Source organism: Thermobacillus sp. (assembly GCF_003390775.1).
In the GTDB taxonomy this organism is placed as follows: Bacteria; Bacillota; Bacilli; order Paenibacillales; family Paenibacillaceae; genus Thermobacillus; species Thermobacillus xylanilyticus.
The window spans coordinates 79,163-95,389 of record NZ_QEWA01000033.1; the positions used below are offsets into that span (position 1 = coordinate 79,163).

Consider the following 16,227-nt stretch of genomic DNA (forward strand, 5'->3'; position numbering starts at 1 on the left):
GATTAGAACTCCAGCACTTTGCGGACCGCTTTCGCGATGCGCGCCGGCGTCGGAAGCCAGATGTCCTCGATCTGCGCGAACGGATAGACCGTATCCGGTCCCGCCACGCGGAGCACGGGCGCTTCCAGGTGAAGAATCGCCAGCTCGTTGATCCGTGCGATAATTTCGGCAGCGGCGCCGGCCGATTTCTGCGCTTCCTGGACGACGATCGCCCGATTCGTCTTCTTGATCGACTCCACGATCGTGTCCGTATCCAGCGGGACAAGCGTGCGCAGGTCGATGACTTCCGCCGAAACGCCTTCCTTCGCCAGTTCGTCGGCCGCCTTCAGCGCCGTGTGCACCATCAGGCCGTAGGCGATGATCGTCACGTCCTTGCCCTCGCGGACGACGTTCGCCTTGCCGAGCTCGATCGTATATTCGCCTTCCGGCACTTCCTGACGGAACGCATGGTACAGATTGAGATGTTCCATGAAGAAGACCGGATCGTTGTCGCGGATCGCCGAGATCAGAAGGCCCTTCGCATCAAACGGGTTGGACGGCACGACGACCTTGATGCCCGGCGTCTGCATCGCCAGACCTTCCAGCGCGTCGGTGTGCAGCTCCGCCGCCTTGACCCCGCCGCCCCACGGCGTACGGAAGACGATCGGTGCGTTGTACCGGCCGCCGGAACGGTAGCGCATGCGCGCCGCCTGCACGAACATCTGGTCCATCGCTTCGAAAATGAATCCGATAAACTGAATCTCCGCGATCGGCCGGAAACCTTGAATGCCGAGGCCTACCGCCATGCCGGCGATCGCCGACTCGGCGAGCGGCGTGTCGAACACCCGGTCCTCTCCGAATTCCGCCTGCAGCCCTTCGGTCGCCCGGAATACGCCGCCGACCTTGCCGACGTCTTCACCGAACACCAGCACGTTCGGATCGCGCTGCAGCTCCGTGCGGATGGCGTCGCGGATCGCTTCTTTCATATTCATCTGCGCCATGGTCGCTGGTTCCTCCCCGTTTACTCGAAATCGGCTTTCTGTTCCTCAAGATGCTTCGGCGTCGTCTCGAACATCGAATCGATCAGGCCGGCAACCGTCATTTTTTCGACCGACTCCGCCTTCTTGATCTGTTCGTTCACGACCGACTTCGCCTCTTCCCGGACGCGCGCGGTCTCTTCTTCTGACCACAGCCCCTTCGCCTCGAGATAGCGGCCGAACCGGATGAGCGGGTCTTTCTCCGCCCACTCGCCTTCTTCGTCTTTCGTGCGGTATTTCGTCGCGTCGTCGGCCATCGAGTGCGGACGGTAGCGGTACGTCAGCAGCTCAAGCAGCGTCGCGCCTTCCCCGCCCCGCGCCCGTTCCGCCGCTTCGCGGACGGCGTGGATAACGGCAAGCACGTCCATGCCGTCAACCTGCACGCCGCGGATGCCGGCCGCGATCGCCTTGTGCGCGATCGACAGCGCCGCCGTCTGCTTCTCGAAGGGCGTCGTGATCGCATACCGGTTGTTCTGCACGATGAACAGGGCCGGCAGCTTGTACACGCCGGCGAAGTTCAACGCTTCATAGAAGTCGCCTTCCGACGATCCGCCGTCGCCCGTGTACGCGACGGCGACGCGCTTCTCGCCGCGCTTCTTGAACGCCATTGCGACGCCGACGGCATGCAGCACCTGCGCGCCGATGATGATCTGCGGCATAAGCACATGCACGTCTTCCGGAATCTGCCCGCCGTGCTGATGGCCGCGGGAATACAGGAACGCCTGGTACAGCGGCAGTCCGTGCCAGACGAGCTGCGGCATGTCGCGGTAACCCGGACAGATGAAGTCGTCGCGGTTCAGCGCATACTCGCTGCCGACCATGGACGCTTCCTGGCCGGATACCGGCGCGTAGAATCCGAGCCTCCCCTGACGGCCCAGGTTGACCGCCCGCTCGTCCCAGGTGCGCGTGAACACCATGCGGTACATGATCTCGCGCAGCTGATCGTCCGTCAGTTCCGGCACAAGATCCGGCTGGAGAATTTCGCCTTCGGGCGACAGAATGGAGAGCGGCGTAACCGGCTCCGTCTGCACTTCGTACGGCAGCTTGCTCATCGTATCGTTCACCTCATCGATGAATTGAAATCCGCAAGGACTCTGTTATAGAATCATTATAATACTGTTTCTATGCGAAGGTCAAAAATAAAAACGAGCTAAACCTTTATTTATCGACATTTATTTTATTTTTCATACGGTTTTGTTTATAAAACAGCATGTAGAAATCGTTAGTACAGAATAATACAATCCGATCCGGCGGCAAGGATGCCGACCGCTGCCTGCTTCTTTTGTTTGCCCACCGCCCATCCAATCCATTCAGCCGCCCGCTGAAAGCAAAGGAGCCTGATCAGCCATGAGCGAACCGCACGTGAAACGAATCGTAAAAAAGGAATCCGTGCCCAGCCGTCTGCTTCCGGCCGGATCGCGGGATGTGCGCATCAGTCTGCCGCCCGGCTACAATGAGCTGACGGAATATCCGGTCGTCTACTGCCAGGACGGCGAAGACTTCTTCAACTTCGGACGGATTGCGACGATCGCGTCCGTTCTGATCGCCGAAGGCGAGATCGAGCCGCTTCTCGTCGTCGGCGTCGACGTCGACAAATCGGTGCGCACGCGGGAATACGCGGCGGACGGCGATCTGCACGAAGGGTACACCGCGTTTTTCGCCGAAGAACTCGTTCCCTTCATCGCCGCCCGATACCCTGTCAGAACCGAGCCGGAATACGTGCTTCTCGCGGGCTGTTCGCTGGGCGGCGCCGTCTCGCTGCAGCTGGCGCTTGCGTTTCCGCAGAGATTCGTGAACGTCATGTCGCTGTCCGGCGCGTTCTATCCGTCGTCGCAGGCGGCCATTGCCGCAGCCGGCGGCCTGTCGCATCTCAACATTTTCATGACGGTCGGCCTGCAGGAAACGGCGTTCAAGACGGACCGGGGCGTATTCGATTTCGTCGCCATGAACCGAACAGCGAGGAAGCTGCTGGAAGAGCGCGGCGCACGCGTCGAATATGCCGAACGGGACGGCGAACATCTGTGGGGATACTGGCAGAAAGATGTGCCCGACGGTCTCAAGTGGTTCGCGGGAATGTGAGAAACAAGCAAGCTCCGGGCGCCTCACGGCGCTGCCGGAGCTTCTTTCATTTCCTTGCGGATGCGGCGCAACAGTTCTTCGCATCCTTCTTCCACAAGCGCGTACACTTCTTCGAAGTTGCCCGTGTAATAGGGATCCGGAACGTCCGGGGAGCGCGCGTCCCGCACCAGTTCCATGAACGTCATGACGCGGGCGCCGCCCCTTCCGAACCGTTCCACGTCCCGCCGGTTGCTCGTATCCATGCAGACGATGTAATCGAACGCGTCCAGATCGCGCTTCGTGAATTGCCGCGCCCGGATGCCTTCCCAGGATATTCCCCGGCGGTCCAGCGCTTCCCGGGTTCCGGCGTGCGGCGGTTTGCCGATGTGCCAGTCGCCCGTGCCGGCCGAATCGACGGTGATGCGGTCCGACAGCCCTTCCCGCTCGATCAGATGCCGCATGACCGCTTCGGCCATCGGCGAGCGGCAAATGTTGCCGAGACAGACGAACAAGATGCGGATCATGATGGATCGGCTCCTTCCGATTCGGATTGCTTCCGGTTCTCCCCCCCGTCCGGAACCGGCCTTACGGCGTGGACGGATTCCGCGAAAGCGTGGCGCAGCGAGCGGCGCGGCAGCCGCCATTTGTAGTGCGCGGACAGCATGCGGCAAGCGACGACCGCGGTGAACAGCACCAAATACTCGCTTGTACTGTCAGCCCATCCGAGACCGATGACGAGGCCGGCGCCCATCGCCCATACGGCGTAGATCTCTTCCCGCAGGACGAGCGGCTTGCGGCCCGCGAGCAGATCGCGGATCATGCCGCCGCCGATGCCGGTCAGCATGGCCGCGACGACGACGGCCGGCAGCGCGTGGTTCTGCTGCGTTGCGTAGAGCGCGCCCTGGACGGCGAACGCCGACAGCCCGATGGCGTCGAAAAACGTTTCACTCCGCCGCCAATGCCGGATCCAGGCGACCGGCAGCACGAAAACGACCGCGATCGAAATGATCGCCGCCGTAAGCAGAGACTTCTGGCTCCACAGCGTCGTCACCGGCACGCCGATCAGCAAGTTGCGGACAATCCCTCCGCCGAAGGCCGTCACGAGGCCGAGCACGAACACGCCGAGCACGTCGTACTCTTCCTCCATCGCGACGACCGCGCCGCTCACCGCGAACGCGACGGTTCCGATCATGCTCAGAACATCAAAAACATGCCATTCCATGAATGTTTTCCTCCGGCCGCGCCCGCCGGAAACGCCGGGACAAATAGCGCGGCTAGTCGATCGTACCTCACCATTGTATAGACGGCGGACGGTCGAACGCAATAGCATCTTGCATGATGTTGTCATTTTTTCGGTGATTAACCGGCCAAGCTTCGCTCGCGGGTATGGTCTGCGGCGCCGCATACGGTTATACTTGGCTGGGAGATGTTGCATACACGGAGGGATTTGGCGCAATGGCTGACGATAAGCGCATCGTCATTTTCGCCGGAGGAAATCTCGGGAATGATTCGGCGAAGTTCATCCGCCCCGGCGATCTGCTGATCGGCGCGGACAGCGGCGCGGCCAGGATGATCGAGCTCGGATTTGTGCCGGATCTGGCCATCGGCGACTTCGATTCGGTCTCGCCGGATGAACTCGAGACGATCCGCCGGATAAGCCGCCGGACGGAAATCGTCGATCCGGTGGACAAAGACTACACCGATACCGAGCTTGCGTTCAACCGCGCGCTCGAACTTGAACCCGGAGAAATCGTCATTGCCGGCGCGCTCGGCACGCGCTTCGATCATTCGCTCGCGAACGTTCATCTGCTCGCGGCCGCTCATCGGCGCGGCGTCCGGGCCGTCGTCACGGACGATCGCAATGAAATCCGTCTCGCCGCCGGGGGCGAACGGCTGACGCTTCGCCGTACGGATCATCCGGCCGTGTCGCTCTTGCCGCTGACGCCGGTCGTAACGGGCATCACGCTCGAAGGTTTCCTCTATCCGCTGAGCGGCGCGCGGCTCGAGATCGGCCAGTCGCTCGGCATCAGCAATGTGCTGGAAGCCGATGAAGGCGCCGTGACGGTCGGAGAAGGCTTGCTGCTCGTCATCTTGAGCCGGGATTGAAATAACGTGCATCGTGAGAGGTGAGCAATCGTTGCATTATCCCCTGCCCGATGAAAAAATCGACGATGCCGCCCTCCGCGTCTGGCGGACGACCGGCTGGATCTCCGCCGCGGTGTACGCGGTCATCGTCGGTATTGTGCTGTGGCTGACGCTCCGTTTCGACTGGCCGGCATGGATTGTCAGCCTGCTCGCCGTCCTTGCCGCGGCCGCCGCGGCGGTTGAAATCGCCGTCGTGCCGAAAGTCCGGATGGCACGGATCCGCTATGCGATCCGGGAAGACGAAATCGATCTGCTCCACGGTATCATCGTCCGCAAGCGGACGCTCATCCCGATGGTCAAAATTCAGCATGTCGACACGAAGCAAGGCCCGATTCTGCGCCGGTACGGCCTGTTGACCGTCACGTTCTCGACCGCCGCCGGCAAGCACGAAATTCCGGCGCTCGGCGCGGCGCGGGCCGAAGAAGTCCAGTCCAGAATCGCGAAGCTCGCGAGGATCACCGATGAAGAACTCTAGCATGCCCAGGCGGCAGCACCCGATCTCCGTCCTGTTCTTCATCATGAAGATCGTCAAGGACATGATCTATCCGCTCGCCGCATTCATCCTGTCCACGACGCTCAGGGAAGACGTGCATCCGCTGTGGCTCTGGGGCGGCATCGCGCTGTTCTCAGCCGTTGCCATCGCGCTGGGCGCGCTGTCCTGGCTCCGCTACGTCTACCGGTTGGAGCCGAACGCGATGCACGTCGAGTACGGCTTGATCATCCGGAAAAAATTGTCCATCCCGCGCGACCGCGTCCAGTCGGTGGACATGTCGGCCGGCATCGTACAGCGGCTCTTCGGCGTGCAGAAGCTGGTGATTGAAACCGCGGGCAGCCGCAAGCCGGAAGTCGTGCTGAGCGCGGTGTCGAAAGCCGAAGCCGACCGGATCCGCACCGCCATGGTGAAAGATGCGTCGGACGCCGCAGTAACGGGCGCCGGCAGCGGCGCGCACAACGACGGTCAGGGCCCGAGCGGCGCTTCAGCCGGCTCGGCAGACGGATCTGCCGCAGCCCGGCCGCTCTATCAGGTGCCGACGGGCCGCATTCTGCTGTACAGCGCGACATCCGGACGGATCTTCCTGTCGCTGGCCATCATCGCGGCGCTGTACTCGCAGTTCGATGACTGGGTCCGGAATCTCGGCCTGTTCGATCCGGACGCATGGGAAGCCGTGATGCCGTCCGACGCCAGAGGCTGGGCGTGGTTTGCGGCAGCGGCATGCGCCGTTATCTGGCTGCTCGGCACGGCGGTCATCACGGTGAAGGAATACGGCTTCACGATCGAACGCCAGGGCGGAAAGCTGCTCATCCGCCGCGGGCTGCTCGAACGCAAACAGTTCTCCGTCGCGCTCGAGCGGATCCAGGCGGTGCAGGTGACGCAGAACGCGCTGCGCCGCATGTTCGGCTGCGCCAGCGTCAACCTGGTCACCTTTGCGTCCATCAAGAACGACGGGCAGATCCATTCCCTGCTCTGCCCGCTTGTTCCGGTGCGCGACATTCCCGAACTGCTGGCCGCATTCGTTCCGGAGGCCGTCTGGCCGGAAGACTTCGAACGGCCCGGCCGGGAAGCGCTGACCGGCTACATCGCCTTCCCCCTGGCGGTTGCCGCCGCAGCCGCCGTCCCGGGACTGATCTGGATTCCGGGCGGGTACGGCTGGACGGCCCTGGCGCTGCCCGCCGCCGCCCTCCTGCACGGCGTGCTGCGCTTCCGGCATGCGGGCTGGCGTCTGAGCAATGACGGCATCATCGTCCGGAGCGGCGGTTTCGGCGTTCAAGTGGCGTTCATCCCGCGCCGGCGCATCCAATGGCTCCGGACGAAGGTGTCGCCCTTGCAGGCGCGGCGCAAGCTTGCGACGCTGCAGGTCGTCACCGCTTCGAGCAGTTATGCCGCCGTCTGGCTGATCCGTCACATTCCGCAAGCGAAGGCGGCGGAACTGCTCGCCCGGCTGCGCGGCCGTCAGCCGTCGCCGAGTCTGATCCTGAGCCCCGTCTCCGCGAACCGGACCGATTCCGGCAGGTCGTAACGGCGCGTCAGGTCAATGTCGTGCGACAGATGCGTGAATACCGCCGCGCGGGGCTTGAGCTCGCGCAGCAGCTCCAGCGCTTCGACCACGTCGTGGACGGACCGTCTTTCGTACGGGATCGTCTCGTGCCAGAAGCTCGTCCCCAGCACGAGCAGATCAAGCCCCGCCAGCGGGGCTTTTTCCGTGTCGCTGAGTCCGATCGCGTCCGGGCAATACGCCCATGCCCAGCCGATCTTGTCATGATCGAACCGATAGGCGTAAGCATGGCCGTTGAACCCGTGGTTGACGCGCCAGATGCGCACGTTCCACCCGCCGAGGCGAAATCCGCCGTCCGCGGGCCGGAACTCGATCCGCCGCGCCAGCCACGGAAACCGCGCCGTCACCTCGCGGATCGTCTCCTCCGGCGCCCAGGCGATTCCCCGGCGGTTCAGCCACCGGCAGGCATCCGCCCACTCCGGCAGCCCGCCGATATGGTCGTAGTGCGCATGCGTCAGCAGCATCTGCTCCGCAAAGCGCAAGCCGGCCGTCTCCATCATCCGTCCCCAATCGGGCCCGCAGTCGATCAAAGTGTGCCCGGCTTCCGGATCGTCGATCAGCACCGCGGAGCGGAATCTCCGGTTCACGCCGGTCGCGCGCGCTTCCGTGCAGACGGCGCAGTCGCAGTAAACGCGCGGCACCCCCATCGCATCGCCCGTCCCGAGGAAGCGCAGCGTTGCCGTCATCCGTTTCCCATCCTTTCCCGTCCGCTCGATCGTCAGAGCGGCAGCAGATCAACCGCGGCGCGCTTCCGGAGGCCGTCCATCATCGCGTACCAGCTGTCGGGACGGTTCGGCAATGCGGCATAGTAACGCTCGAGATATGCCGCGACGAGCGATGCGGGCAGGAATGTCGTCCGTTCGTCGGCCGGCATGAAGCAGAGATCCAGCCCGGTGACGGCGTTCCCCTCATGGTCCCAGGACGGATGCACGTAGTCGAGATCGAGTCTGCGGTAACCGAGATGGGACAGCACTTCGCGCCGGACGTACGGATGCATCGGTGTCAGTTCGGAACCCGCAGTGTCCGCTTTCCGCGGATCGTAAATTTCGGCGAACATCCCGAGCGGCGACGTGCGGGTTTCGGCCGCCAGCTGCTCCAGATGCTTCCGCCGGTTCTCGGCGAGGAAGCGGCCGATGCCGAGCCCCTCCCGGCCGATCGCCGTGAAGTCGGTCACCGCTACGCGCATGTCTGCATAATAGCGGTACTCCGTCGCGCCGACGACTTCACCGTCGTGGACGGCGGCGTAGACGTAAATGCCTTCGTCGCGAAGCGGCTCTTCCCACAATTCGAACGCCAGCACTTCCTCCTTCGGAAAAATGCGGCCTAGCAGCTCGTGCATCGATTTGAACAGCGGGTCCCGAATCGACGTCAGTCGCACATATTCCATTTGCATTCTCTCCTTTGACGATTCAGTATGTACATGCTTCGTTTCCGGTTCACCGGAACGGGTTGCGCCACTCCATCAGCGCGGCGTAATTGCACGATTCCTCGTCCTCCAGGTAGCCGGCCGCCACGCCGACCGGCACCCGGCCGCAGCGGAGCAGAAAGCCGACGACCGGATCATGCAGCTCCCCGGCCACGACTTTGTCCAGATACTCCTCGGCGGTCATCCGGTCCTTCACCCTGTGATAGCCGGGCATCCGTCCGCCCCCGAGCAGCCGTCTCTTGCCGAGATGGACGACCGTCTCGTACATCGACGACATGAGCCATTTGCCGATGCCGGCTTTCCGGTATGCGGGGATGACGCAGATGTCGACGACGTACAGCGTCTCCCCTGACGGATCGTGATTGCGGATATAGCCGCCGTCTGTCACCGCTTCCCACGTATGCGCGCCTTCCAGCTGCTCGTCACGGACAAGCAGTCCCGTCATCGAACCGACAAGCCGGCCTTCCGCTTCCGCGCACAGCGCCCCTTCGGGAAACCGCGTGATATGCTCGCGCAGTTGATCCTTGTTCCACCACAGTTCCTCCGGGAACGGCGGCGGAAAGCTTTCGCGCTGAATATCGATGAGCGCGTCGAAGTCCTTCTCCCCGTATCGCCGGATCGTCACCCGGGCGGGTTTTCCGTCCACATAGACATGCAACTCCTTGTTCAAGCGATTTCCTCCTGTCCAGCATGAGAATTTTTTAATCGATTTTTCATGATTTTGCTGCAACCTTTGCGGGAACGGCACTTCCGTTCACCGAGGAATCATTTAGGAAATGGCGGATCTGGTAATGTAATAGCTGCACAGTTGCACGGGCGGACAACCGCCCAACAACGAAAGGAGCTGCAGCACGATGAAACAACTGCGCAACACGATGAAACGGCTCTTGGGTCTGGCACTTGGCACCGCGATCGGGTTCACCGCGCTCGGATTCGCCGGAGCCGGCCAGGCGGACGCGCTGTCGAAATCGACGGCGGACAAGCTGGTCAGCTATGCGGACAATTACCTCGGAACGCCGTACAAATTCGGCGCAAGCACGAGCACGACCCGATATTTCGACTGTTCGTCCTTCACGAAACATGTGTTCAAGAAATTCGGATACAATCTGCCCCGCACGGCCAGGGAGCAGGCGAAGGTGGGCCGCTACGTCTCCAAATCGAATCTCAAGAAAGGCGACCTCGTCTTCTTCAAGGTGCCGAGCCGCGGAAATATCATCGGGCACGTCGGCATCTACGTCGGCAACGGCAAAATGATTCATACTTACGGCGCAGGCGGCGTCAAGTTCTCGAGCATCAACACGACTTACTGGAAGAAAAACTATGCCACCGCACGCCGACTCGGCGCATGACGCCAAACCTGCATCCAACACATCTCCTTCCGCGAAGCGGACCGGAGCCTCTCCGGTCCTTTCGTTATTTCTTCGGGAACTGAAGCGCGATCGTCGTGCCGACGCCGACCTTGCTGAACACGTCGATCGTTCCTTCGTGCAGGTCGACGATCCGCTTGGCGATGGACAGGCCGAGGCCGAAACCGCCCGTCTCGCGCTGGCGCGCGCCGTCCACCCGGTAGAACCGGTCGAACAGGTTCGGAATCTCTTCCTCCGGAATGCCGATGCCCTTGTCCGAGACGAGTACCCGGATCATGTTGCGCGACTGGCTCACGGTAATGTCGATGGCGTCCTTGCTGTATTTGATCGCGTTGTCAATGAGGATGACCATCAGCTGGCTGATTTTGTCCCGGTCGCCCTTCATCGGAATGCCGGACTCATCGTACGCGTGCACCCGGATGATCCGGTTGAACGTCTTGTGCAGCATGGACGCGATCTCATCGATGAGCTGCACGAGATCGAATTCGTCTTCTCTCGCCCACACTTCCTGTTCCGCTTCGGTGAGCGTAAGCATCGACTTGATGAGATTTTGCATCCGTTCCGATTCCTTCGCGATCGCCTCGATCGCCTCGTCGCGGATCGCCGAGTCTTCCCTTCCCCAGCGCTTCAGCATGCCCGCGTAGCTGCTGATGACCGTCAGCGGCGTCTTCAGTTCGTGCGAAGCGTCCGCGACGAACTGGCGCTGCCCGTCCATCCGCCGATCCAGCCGCTCGATCATCTGGTTGAACGCCCGGATGAGCTGCTGCAGTTCGGCGGACTCTTCCTTGTCCTTCAGCTCGATCGGCCGCAGCTTGCCGCTCCGCTCGATCTCGCGCATCGTCTGCACCATCGTCTGGATCGGCGCCGTCAGCCGGAGCGTGAACCAGTACGTGCCGAAAATGGCGAACAGCACCGCGCCGAGGCTGGTCACGGTGAGCGCGCCGACGAGCACCTGAAGGTAACGGTCGAGCGACGTCAGCTTGCGCAGCACTTCCACTGTCCCGATGATTTCGTATTCGCGCAGCAGCGGGACTTTCATGTACATGACGCGCATGCCGCGGATCGAAGTCAGACCCGACTGGTGGGTGGCGGAGAACGTCGTCTCCCGTTCGAGCAGATCTTCGTCGGTGCCGATCTGGTTGACGATGTTTCCGCCGCGGTCGATAATCCGGATTACTTCGTTGACATTGTAGAAATCGACCAGGAGCGCCGGATCCTTGAGCGGACGTTCCGGTTCGGAACGGATATGTTCGATGATCAGGTTCACCTTGTTCGCGATGAGCTGCTCTTCGCTGCCGGTCGAAATCCGGATGACGAAGAAGTAGACGAAGATGTTGAACAGAATGAGGATGAAGATGAACCAGAAGATGGTGAACAGCGTAAAACGCTTGCGCAGCGTCATGCTTCCGGTTCCTTCAGCATGTAGCCGACCCCGCGGATCGTATGGATCAGCTTCGTCCGGAATCCGCGGTCGATCTTCTGCCGCAAATATCGGATGTAAACGTCGACGAGGTTCGTCTCGCCGACGAAATCATAGCCCCACACATCGGACAATATTTGCTCCCGCGTCTTCTCCTGGTTCTTGTGCTCGGCCAGATAGACGAGCAGATCGAACTCGCGCGGCGTAAGCTCCACCGCAATCTCCTTGCGGTACACCTTGCGGGTGCGCAGCTCGATCGTCAGATCGGCGGCTTTCAGCACGTCGCCTTTCTCGCCTTCTGCCTGCTTCTGCTGGAAAATGCGCAGCAGGTTGCGGACGCGCGCGAGCAGTTCTTCCATCGCGAACGGTTTCGTAATGTAGTCGTTGGCCCCGGTCTCGAACCCGCTCACCTTGTCGGGCACGGTGTCGCGGGCCGTCAGCAGCACGACCGGAATCTGGCTGCCGCTGCTGCGGATGCGCCGCAGCACTTCGATGCCGTTCAGACCGGGCAGCATGACATCGAGGAGCACGAGATCCCATTCCCCGGAGAGCGCCATTTCAAGCCCTTTGCGACCGTCCTCGGCGCGTCCGACGGTGTATCCTTCATGCTCCAGCTCCAGCTGTAAAATACGCGCGATCGATGTCTCGTCTTCGATGACCAGCAAACGTTCGTTCACACAGATCCTCCTTCCGGCTGAATCCGCATCCGTTGCTTCATGCATCGCCATATCGCATGCCGGTTCGGCATTTCCTGCAAGTTCGGTCAAGCTCGGGTCAAAAAACCCGGTTTCTATTGTATCATACGGCTTCTTGCGCTGCCTATCCGTTCAGGAGGAGATCCACGACCGGCCGCAGACACCGCTCGACTTCGGCCGGCAGCTTCCCGCCGCCCGCAAGCGGCTTGCCCGACCATACGGCGGACGGCCACGCGCCCGGGGCCAGCTGCGGCACGCACGCGGCCGGAGGCTGCGGCATCAGCTTGAGCCAGGCGGAGCGCTGCGGAAAGCGGGCATCCTGATTCGCGATCCAGACCGATGCGCGTCCCGCGGCCTCCCGCTGCCGGGCCAGTTCGCACCAGGCGGACTGCCGCTGCGGCGTCCATCGCCAGACCGCCGGGTCGGCGACCATCAGCAGCACGTCGCAGGCGGCGGCGAGCTTGCGGGCGCCGCCCGCCGTCCATCCGGACGACAGGTCGGCGATGACGAGCGGCGGTTCGGCGGCGGACGCCGCCGGGAACGAGAACCGCTCCGGCGCGAACATCGCCGTTACTGCATCGGCCGCCCCTTCCGGGGCGCCGTACGGGTCCGGTTCAATGGCCGGAATCACAGTGTCGGGGTGCAGCGCATGCACCTGCAGCCGCGGTCCGTCCAGCCAGCAGACGTGGCGGCGGCTGACCGGCGGCGGCGCGGGCCGCCCGGACCGCCGGCCGGCCGCATCCGCGCCGGCCAGCAGCGCGAGCAGCTCCGGCTCTCCGCCCGGGGCTTCGACGAGCGCCGTCGGCCGCGAGCGCGCGAGCTGTGCGGCCAGGATGGCGGCAATCAACGTCGCCCCGGCGCCGCGGGAGAATGACGCGGCGCCGATCAGGCGCGGGCGGGGCAGCGCTTCGCCGGCCGGCGAATGCGCGCCATCGGCCCCCGCTGCCAGGCCCGGGAGCGCCGCTGCGCCGCCGGCCGCCTGCCGCAGCAGGGCTGCGGCCTGCCGGGCGGACGGACGGCAGGCCGGATCGCGGCTGAGCAGCCGCGCCATCACGTCCAGCAGCGGATCGGGAACGCCGGCCTCAAGGCCCCGGAATTGATGCTCTCCGGGCTTCGGCGCATGCCCGCCGCTGAGCAGAAAGTAGAGGAGCGCGCCGACCGCGTATACGTCCGCCGCCGGCCCGCACGGACCGACGGCGGCCTGTTCCGGCGCCGCGAACCCCGGCGTGCCGAGGCGCAAGGCGGCGTCCCGCCCCTTGCCGAGCAGCTTGGCGATGCCGAAGTCGATCAGCCGGACGCCGAGCGCCGGGTCGAGCATGACGTTCGACGGCTTCACGTCGAAATGGACGACCGGCGGCCGCAGTTCGTGCAGATAAGCGAGCGCCTCGCAAATGCCGATTGCGATGGCCGCCGCCTGCCGCGCTTCCATCTTCCCGCCCGCGCGCGCGAAGGCGGCAGTCAGCGGCTCGCCGTGCACAAAGTCGGTCACCAGCATGAGCGGCCTTCCGCCCGCCGGCGGGATGACGTCGATCACCTGCGGCAGCCGCGGATGATCGATCCGCTGGAGCACGCGGAGTTCGCCGATGCCGCCTTCGTCCGCGTACGGCGTCCCCGGCTTCATCGCCTTCAGCGCCCGCCGCTTGCCGCCGAGTTTCAGATCGGCCGCTTCATAGACGACGCTCATGCCGCCCCGCCCGGCTTCGCGGATAATCGCATACCGTTCGGCGACGATTTCGCCGGGCGCGGGCAGCGGGCTGCGGCCTGCATCGGATGGACCACGCCAATTCATGTCCGTCTTTCTCCTCCTTCACATAAAACAAAAGCATCCCATCCTGCCGCGGCCATGAGGCGGCTGAACGGGATGCTTTCCCGATCCGATGGAGCGTCACGCTCCCCGATAAATCAAGTATAGCGTAATTTCATCCCGATTGTGAAACAATTGTTTCGCCCGCCGGATGTCGAACGCCTGGGCGAGCTGTTCCGTCACGTTTCGTATGGTCTGCATCGGCTTGCGGTGCAGCAGTTTCACCGTGACGACGGCCTCCGCGCCGGGCTTCAGGCAAGGCGAAAGGCGGAGCACCAGCTTCGCCATCGTCGCGGGGTCCCAGCTCATGTCGCAGACGAGCAGATCGAACGTGCCGGGAGGGAAACTGACCTCGCCGGCGTTCCGCTTCAGCCACGTCACACGGGGATGGCCGACCAGCGACGGATGCAGATCGGCCGGATCGATGGCGGTAACGTCCAGCCCTCGCTCGAGCAGCAGCGACGTCCAGCCGCCGGGTGCGGCGCCGATGTCCAGCGCCCGCTCGTGCGCATCCAGGCGCAGGCCGAACGTTCGCTCCGCTTCGAGCAGCTTGAACTTCGCCCGCGAGATCTGGCCGTCTTCCCGGCGGAAACGAATGGCGCCGCCCGGCCAGTCGGACAGCATCTCGTCCGCGGTCCCCCAGCCGATCAGCAGCTCGCTGTCCGTCGCGAAGACCGACAGGATGAGATCCGGTGACTGCTGGGCGGGCTCGGCGCCGGCTTCCCTCAGCGCGGCGTCGGCCGCCGCTTTCGCCTCCGCAGCCGGATACGCAAACGGACTTCCTTCCCTGCGCCGGATATGCACCGCTGTCCGCTTCCCCGCGAACCGGTCGGGCGTCCCTCGCACGATATCGGCCAGCGCCGCCAGATCGTCCGGTCCTCCCGCAATCGGCCTGGCGAAGTCGACGGGCTGGATGTGGCGGAGAAAGATCGGTTCGGCCTGCCGGATTTGCGCCAGAATCTCGTCCCGGCCGTTCTCCGCGGACAGTTCGAACACTTCGCCCGGCACGACCATCCGGAAAGACGCCTGCCCAAGCAGCCGCCTGAGCTCTTCCATGGCGTACGGCGCAAAGCCGTGGTTGGCCGTGCAGATGAAGCGCGTCATGTCCGGACCCTGGCCCCTTGCGTCCGGATCCACGGCCGGTCGTACACCCAGTCGACTTCGATCGGCAGTTCGTAGGCCCGGCTGAGCGTCTCGCCGGTCAGCACCTCGCGCTTCGGTCCGGCGGCGGCGATCCGTCCGTCGTGCACGATGGCCGCGTGGGTGAACAGCGGGATCGCTTCCTCGATATGGTGCGTCACGTAGAGCACCGTTTTCGCAAGGTTGCCGAGCCGGTTCAGGTCGGCCAGCAGTTTCTCCCGCTCGTACAGATCGAGCCCGGCGCAAGCTTCGTCCATGATGAGCAGCTCGGGCTCCGCCATCAGCGCCCGCGCGAGCAGCGCCTTCTTCCGCTCGCCCTGCGACAGCGTGCCGAACGGCTGGTTCGCCAGATGGGCGATGCCGAGGCGTTCGAGCATGTCATGCGCCTTGCGGACGACATCGGGATCGATCGTCTGGTAGAAGCGCAGGTACGCGTATTCGCCCGTCGCGACGACTTCCCACACGGGGTCGGAAAGGCTCATTTTCTCGACGAGCGACTGGCTGATGTATCCGATCTTCTTCCGCACTTCGCGCACGTCGACCCGGCCGTAGCGATGGCCGAGCACCTCGACCGTGCCCGAAGTCGGGAACAGGTATCCGGTGATCATTTCGAGTATGGTCGTCTTGCCGCAGCCGTTCCGGCCGAGGATGACCCAATGTTCGCCCGGGCGGACGTGCAGATCCACGCCTTTGATAATGTCGCGGTTCTCGCGCCGCCAGGTGACTTGTTGAAGCCTGATCATGGATTGTCTCCTTCCATGCTATACCCGCTTTCCGGCCGCCTCGGCCGCCACGCTGTCCGGCATCGGACAGTGCGAAAGGTGTACGCCCGGCGGCAATGCCGATCGGAGCACCTGGTACATCCGCTCCCGGCCCGAAGGGCTGGACGAATGCATGTAGATGCGGCGCGGGTAGCGGCCGTTGTCCGCGATGTACCGCACCACGTCAAGCCCGGTCGGATTTCCCCAGCCGAGGTCGTAATCGAGGGACAGGATGTCCACCTCTTCCGCTTCCAGCAGCAGGATGCACTCTTCCGCCGACTTCGCGGCGACGAATCCCGGCGGGCAGGGACGGTAATCGTCCAGAAAAACGTGAATCATTG

18 protein-coding genes are annotated in these 16,227 nt (G+C 63.5%); 5 read left to right on the forward strand and 13 right to left on the reverse strand.

Translation table 11 applies throughout. The features are described from left to right. Nucleotides 1-2: 2 nt before the first annotated feature. Nucleotides 3-980 (reverse strand): alpha-ketoacid dehydrogenase subunit beta, encoded by a 978-nt coding sequence (locus tag C6W55_RS06500; RefSeq protein WP_286892013.1) that lies wholly within the window; start codon nucleotides 978-980, stop codon nucleotides 3-5. A gap of 20 nt (nucleotides 981-1,000) precedes the next feature. Continuing rightward, entirely contained in the window at nucleotides 1,001-2,068 is a 1,068-nt protein-coding gene (pdhA, locus tag C6W55_RS06505; protein ID WP_015254602.1) for a pyruvate dehydrogenase (acetyl-transferring) E1 component subunit alpha, read from the reverse strand. Between the two features lie 295 nt (nucleotides 2,069-2,363). On the opposite strand from pdhA, the gene C6W55_RS06510 reads away from it, so the two are divergent. Then, nucleotides 2,364-3,095, forward strand: a complete 732-nt coding sequence (locus C6W55_RS06510; RefSeq protein ID WP_015254603.1) for an alpha/beta hydrolase — start codon at nucleotides 2,364-2,366, stop codon at nucleotides 3,093-3,095. Nucleotides 3,096-3,118: 23 nt separating this feature from the next. Here the strand turns inward: C6W55_RS06510 and C6W55_RS06515 are convergent, their stop codons facing one another. Together C6W55_RS06515 and C6W55_RS06520 are read right to left on the reverse strand one after the other, a co-directional pair. Continuing rightward, a complete protein-coding gene (locus tag C6W55_RS06515; protein WP_015254604.1) occupies nucleotides 3,119-3,598 on the reverse strand; it encodes a low molecular weight protein-tyrosine-phosphatase in 480 nt (159 codons plus the stop codon). Continuing rightward, a complete protein-coding gene (locus tag C6W55_RS06520; RefSeq protein WP_015254605.1) occupies nucleotides 3,595-4,296 on the reverse strand; it encodes a trimeric intracellular cation channel family protein in 702 nt (233 codons plus the stop codon). Before C6W55_RS06520 ends, C6W55_RS06515 begins: the two co-directional genes overlap by 4 nt. Before the next feature lie 233 nt (nucleotides 4,297-4,529). On the opposite strand from C6W55_RS06520, the gene C6W55_RS06525 reads away from it, so the two are divergent. The 3 genes from C6W55_RS06525 to C6W55_RS06535 are packed head-to-tail and all read left to right on the forward strand — an operon-like array spanning nucleotide 4,530 to nucleotide 7,237. Then, a complete protein-coding gene (locus tag C6W55_RS06525) occupies nucleotides 4,530-5,180 on the forward strand; it encodes a thiamine diphosphokinase (RefSeq protein WP_286892014.1) in 651 nt (216 codons plus the stop codon). A gap of 31 nt (nucleotides 5,181-5,211) precedes the next feature. Beyond that, entirely contained in the window at nucleotides 5,212-5,694 is a 483-nt protein-coding gene (locus tag C6W55_RS06530; RefSeq protein WP_213483410.1) for a PH domain-containing protein, read from the forward strand. A 1-nt stretch (nucleotide 5,695) separates the two neighbouring features. Continuing rightward, the gene (locus tag C6W55_RS06535) at nucleotides 5,696-7,237 is read left to right on the forward strand and encodes a PH domain-containing protein (RefSeq protein WP_286892015.1); all 1,542 of its coding nucleotides are present in this window, start codon (nucleotides 5,696-5,698) and stop codon (nucleotides 7,235-7,237) included. Here the strand turns inward: C6W55_RS06535 and C6W55_RS06540 are convergent. From C6W55_RS06540 to C6W55_RS06550, 3 genes are read right to left on the reverse strand one after another with little or no spacing between them, the layout of a single operon-like run. After that, a complete protein-coding gene (locus tag C6W55_RS06540; RefSeq protein ID WP_286892016.1) occupies nucleotides 7,171-7,959 on the reverse strand; it encodes an MBL fold metallo-hydrolase in 789 nt (262 codons plus the stop codon). The two genes, C6W55_RS06535 and C6W55_RS06540, sit on opposite strands and share 67 nt — an antisense overlap. Before the next feature lie 32 nt (nucleotides 7,960-7,991). Continuing rightward, on the reverse strand, nucleotides 7,992-8,660 hold the full coding sequence (locus C6W55_RS06545) for a GNAT family N-acetyltransferase (protein ID WP_286892017.1): 669 nt from the start codon (nucleotides 8,658-8,660) through the stop codon (nucleotides 7,992-7,994). A 49-nt stretch (nucleotides 8,661-8,709) separates the two neighbouring features. Further along, nucleotides 8,710-9,369 (reverse strand): GNAT family N-acetyltransferase, encoded by a 660-nt coding sequence (locus C6W55_RS06550; protein ID WP_286892018.1) that lies wholly within the window; start codon nucleotides 9,367-9,369, stop codon nucleotides 8,710-8,712. A gap of 184 nt (nucleotides 9,370-9,553) precedes the next feature. On the opposite strand from C6W55_RS06550, the gene C6W55_RS06555 reads away from it, so the two are divergent. Then, on the forward strand, nucleotides 9,554-10,048 hold the full coding sequence (locus tag C6W55_RS06555; protein ID WP_015254612.1) for a C40 family peptidase: 495 nt from the start codon (nucleotides 9,554-9,556) through the stop codon (nucleotides 10,046-10,048). Nucleotides 10,049-10,112: 64 nt separating this feature from the next. On the opposite strand, the gene C6W55_RS06560 is transcribed toward C6W55_RS06555, so the two are convergent. The 6 genes from C6W55_RS06560 to C6W55_RS06585 form a co-directional block, all read right to left on the reverse strand. Further along, nucleotides 10,113-11,468, reverse strand: a complete 1,356-nt coding sequence (locus C6W55_RS06560; protein ID WP_015254613.1) for a sensor histidine kinase — start codon at nucleotides 11,466-11,468, stop codon at nucleotides 10,113-10,115. Then, nucleotides 11,465-12,163 (reverse strand): response regulator transcription factor, encoded by a 699-nt coding sequence (locus tag C6W55_RS06565; protein WP_015254614.1) that lies wholly within the window; start codon nucleotides 12,161-12,163, stop codon nucleotides 11,465-11,467. The genes C6W55_RS06560 and C6W55_RS06565 overlap by 4 nt, the downstream gene beginning before the upstream one ends. A 142-nt stretch (nucleotides 12,164-12,305) precedes the next feature. Continuing rightward, complete coding sequence (locus C6W55_RS06570; protein WP_286892019.1) at nucleotides 12,306-13,970, reverse strand: serine/threonine-protein kinase; 1,665 nt, start codon at nucleotides 13,968-13,970, stop codon at nucleotides 12,306-12,308. A 96-nt stretch (nucleotides 13,971-14,066) separates the two neighbouring features. After that, nucleotides 14,067-15,089 (reverse strand): 23S rRNA (cytidine(2498)-2'-O)-methyltransferase RlmM, encoded by a 1,023-nt coding sequence (locus tag C6W55_RS06575; RefSeq protein WP_015254616.1) that lies wholly within the window; start codon nucleotides 15,087-15,089, stop codon nucleotides 14,067-14,069. Further along, nucleotides 15,086-15,868 carry an ABC transporter ATP-binding protein gene (locus tag C6W55_RS06580; protein ID WP_015254617.1) on the reverse strand — a complete coding sequence of 261 codons (783 nt, stop codon included), beginning with the start codon at nucleotides 15,866-15,868 and terminating at the stop codon, nucleotides 15,086-15,088. The genes C6W55_RS06575 and C6W55_RS06580 overlap by 4 nt, the downstream gene beginning before the upstream one ends. 18 nt (nucleotides 15,869-15,886) lie before the next feature. Further along, nucleotides 15,887-16,225, reverse strand: coding sequence for a cyclic-phosphate processing receiver domain-containing protein (locus C6W55_RS06585; protein WP_015254618.1), 339 nt, complete (start codon nucleotides 16,223-16,225; stop codon nucleotides 15,887-15,889). Between the last annotated feature and the right edge of the window lie 2 nt (nucleotides 16,226-16,227).

Coding starts and splice junctions, on each gene's coding strand:
- C6W55_RS06500 (WP_286892013.1), bottom strand. CDS start 980: ATGGCGCAGATGAATATGAAAGAAGCGATCCGCGACGCCATCCGCACG.
- pdhA (WP_015254602.1), bottom strand. CDS start 2,068: ATGAGCAAGCTGCCGTACGAAGTGCAGACGGAGCCGGTTACGCCGCTC.
- C6W55_RS06510 (WP_015254603.1), top strand. CDS start 2,364: ATGAGCGAACCGCACGTGAAACGAATCGTAAAAAAGGAATCCGTGCCC.
- C6W55_RS06515 (WP_015254604.1), bottom strand. CDS start 3,598: ATGATCCGCATCTTGTTCGTCTGTCTCGGCAACATTTGCCGCTCGCCG.
- C6W55_RS06520 (WP_015254605.1), bottom strand. CDS start 4,296: ATGGAATGGCATGTTTTTGATGTTCTGAGCATGATCGGAACCGTCGCG.
- C6W55_RS06525 (WP_286892014.1), top strand. CDS start 4,530: ATGGCTGACGATAAGCGCATCGTCATTTTCGCCGGAGGAAATCTCGGG.
- C6W55_RS06535 (WP_286892015.1), top strand. CDS start 5,696: ATGCCCAGGCGGCAGCACCCGATCTCCGTCCTGTTCTTCATCATGAAG.
- C6W55_RS06540 (WP_286892016.1), bottom strand. CDS start 7,959: ATGACGGCAACGCTGCGCTTCCTCGGGACGGGCGATGCGATGGGGGTG.
- C6W55_RS06545 (WP_286892017.1), bottom strand. CDS start 8,660: ATGGAATATGTGCGACTGACGTCGATTCGGGACCCGCTGTTCAAATCG.
- C6W55_RS06555 (WP_015254612.1), top strand. CDS start 9,554: ATGAAACAACTGCGCAACACGATGAAACGGCTCTTGGGTCTGGCACTT.
- C6W55_RS06560 (WP_015254613.1), bottom strand. CDS start 11,468: ATGACGCTGCGCAAGCGTTTTACGCTGTTCACCATCTTCTGGTTCATC.
- C6W55_RS06570 (WP_286892019.1), bottom strand. CDS start 13,970: ATGAATTGGCGTGGTCCATCCGATGCAGGCCGCAGCCCGCTGCCCGCG.
- C6W55_RS06575 (WP_015254616.1), bottom strand. CDS start 15,089: ATGACGCGCTTCATCTGCACGGCCAACCACGGCTTTGCGCCGTACGCC.
- C6W55_RS06580 (WP_015254617.1), bottom strand. CDS start 15,868: ATGATCAGGCTTCAACAAGTCACCTGGCGGCGCGAGAACCGCGACATT.
- C6W55_RS06585 (WP_015254618.1), bottom strand. CDS start 16,225: ATGATTCACGTTTTTCTGGACGATTACCGTCCCTGCCCGCCGGGATTC.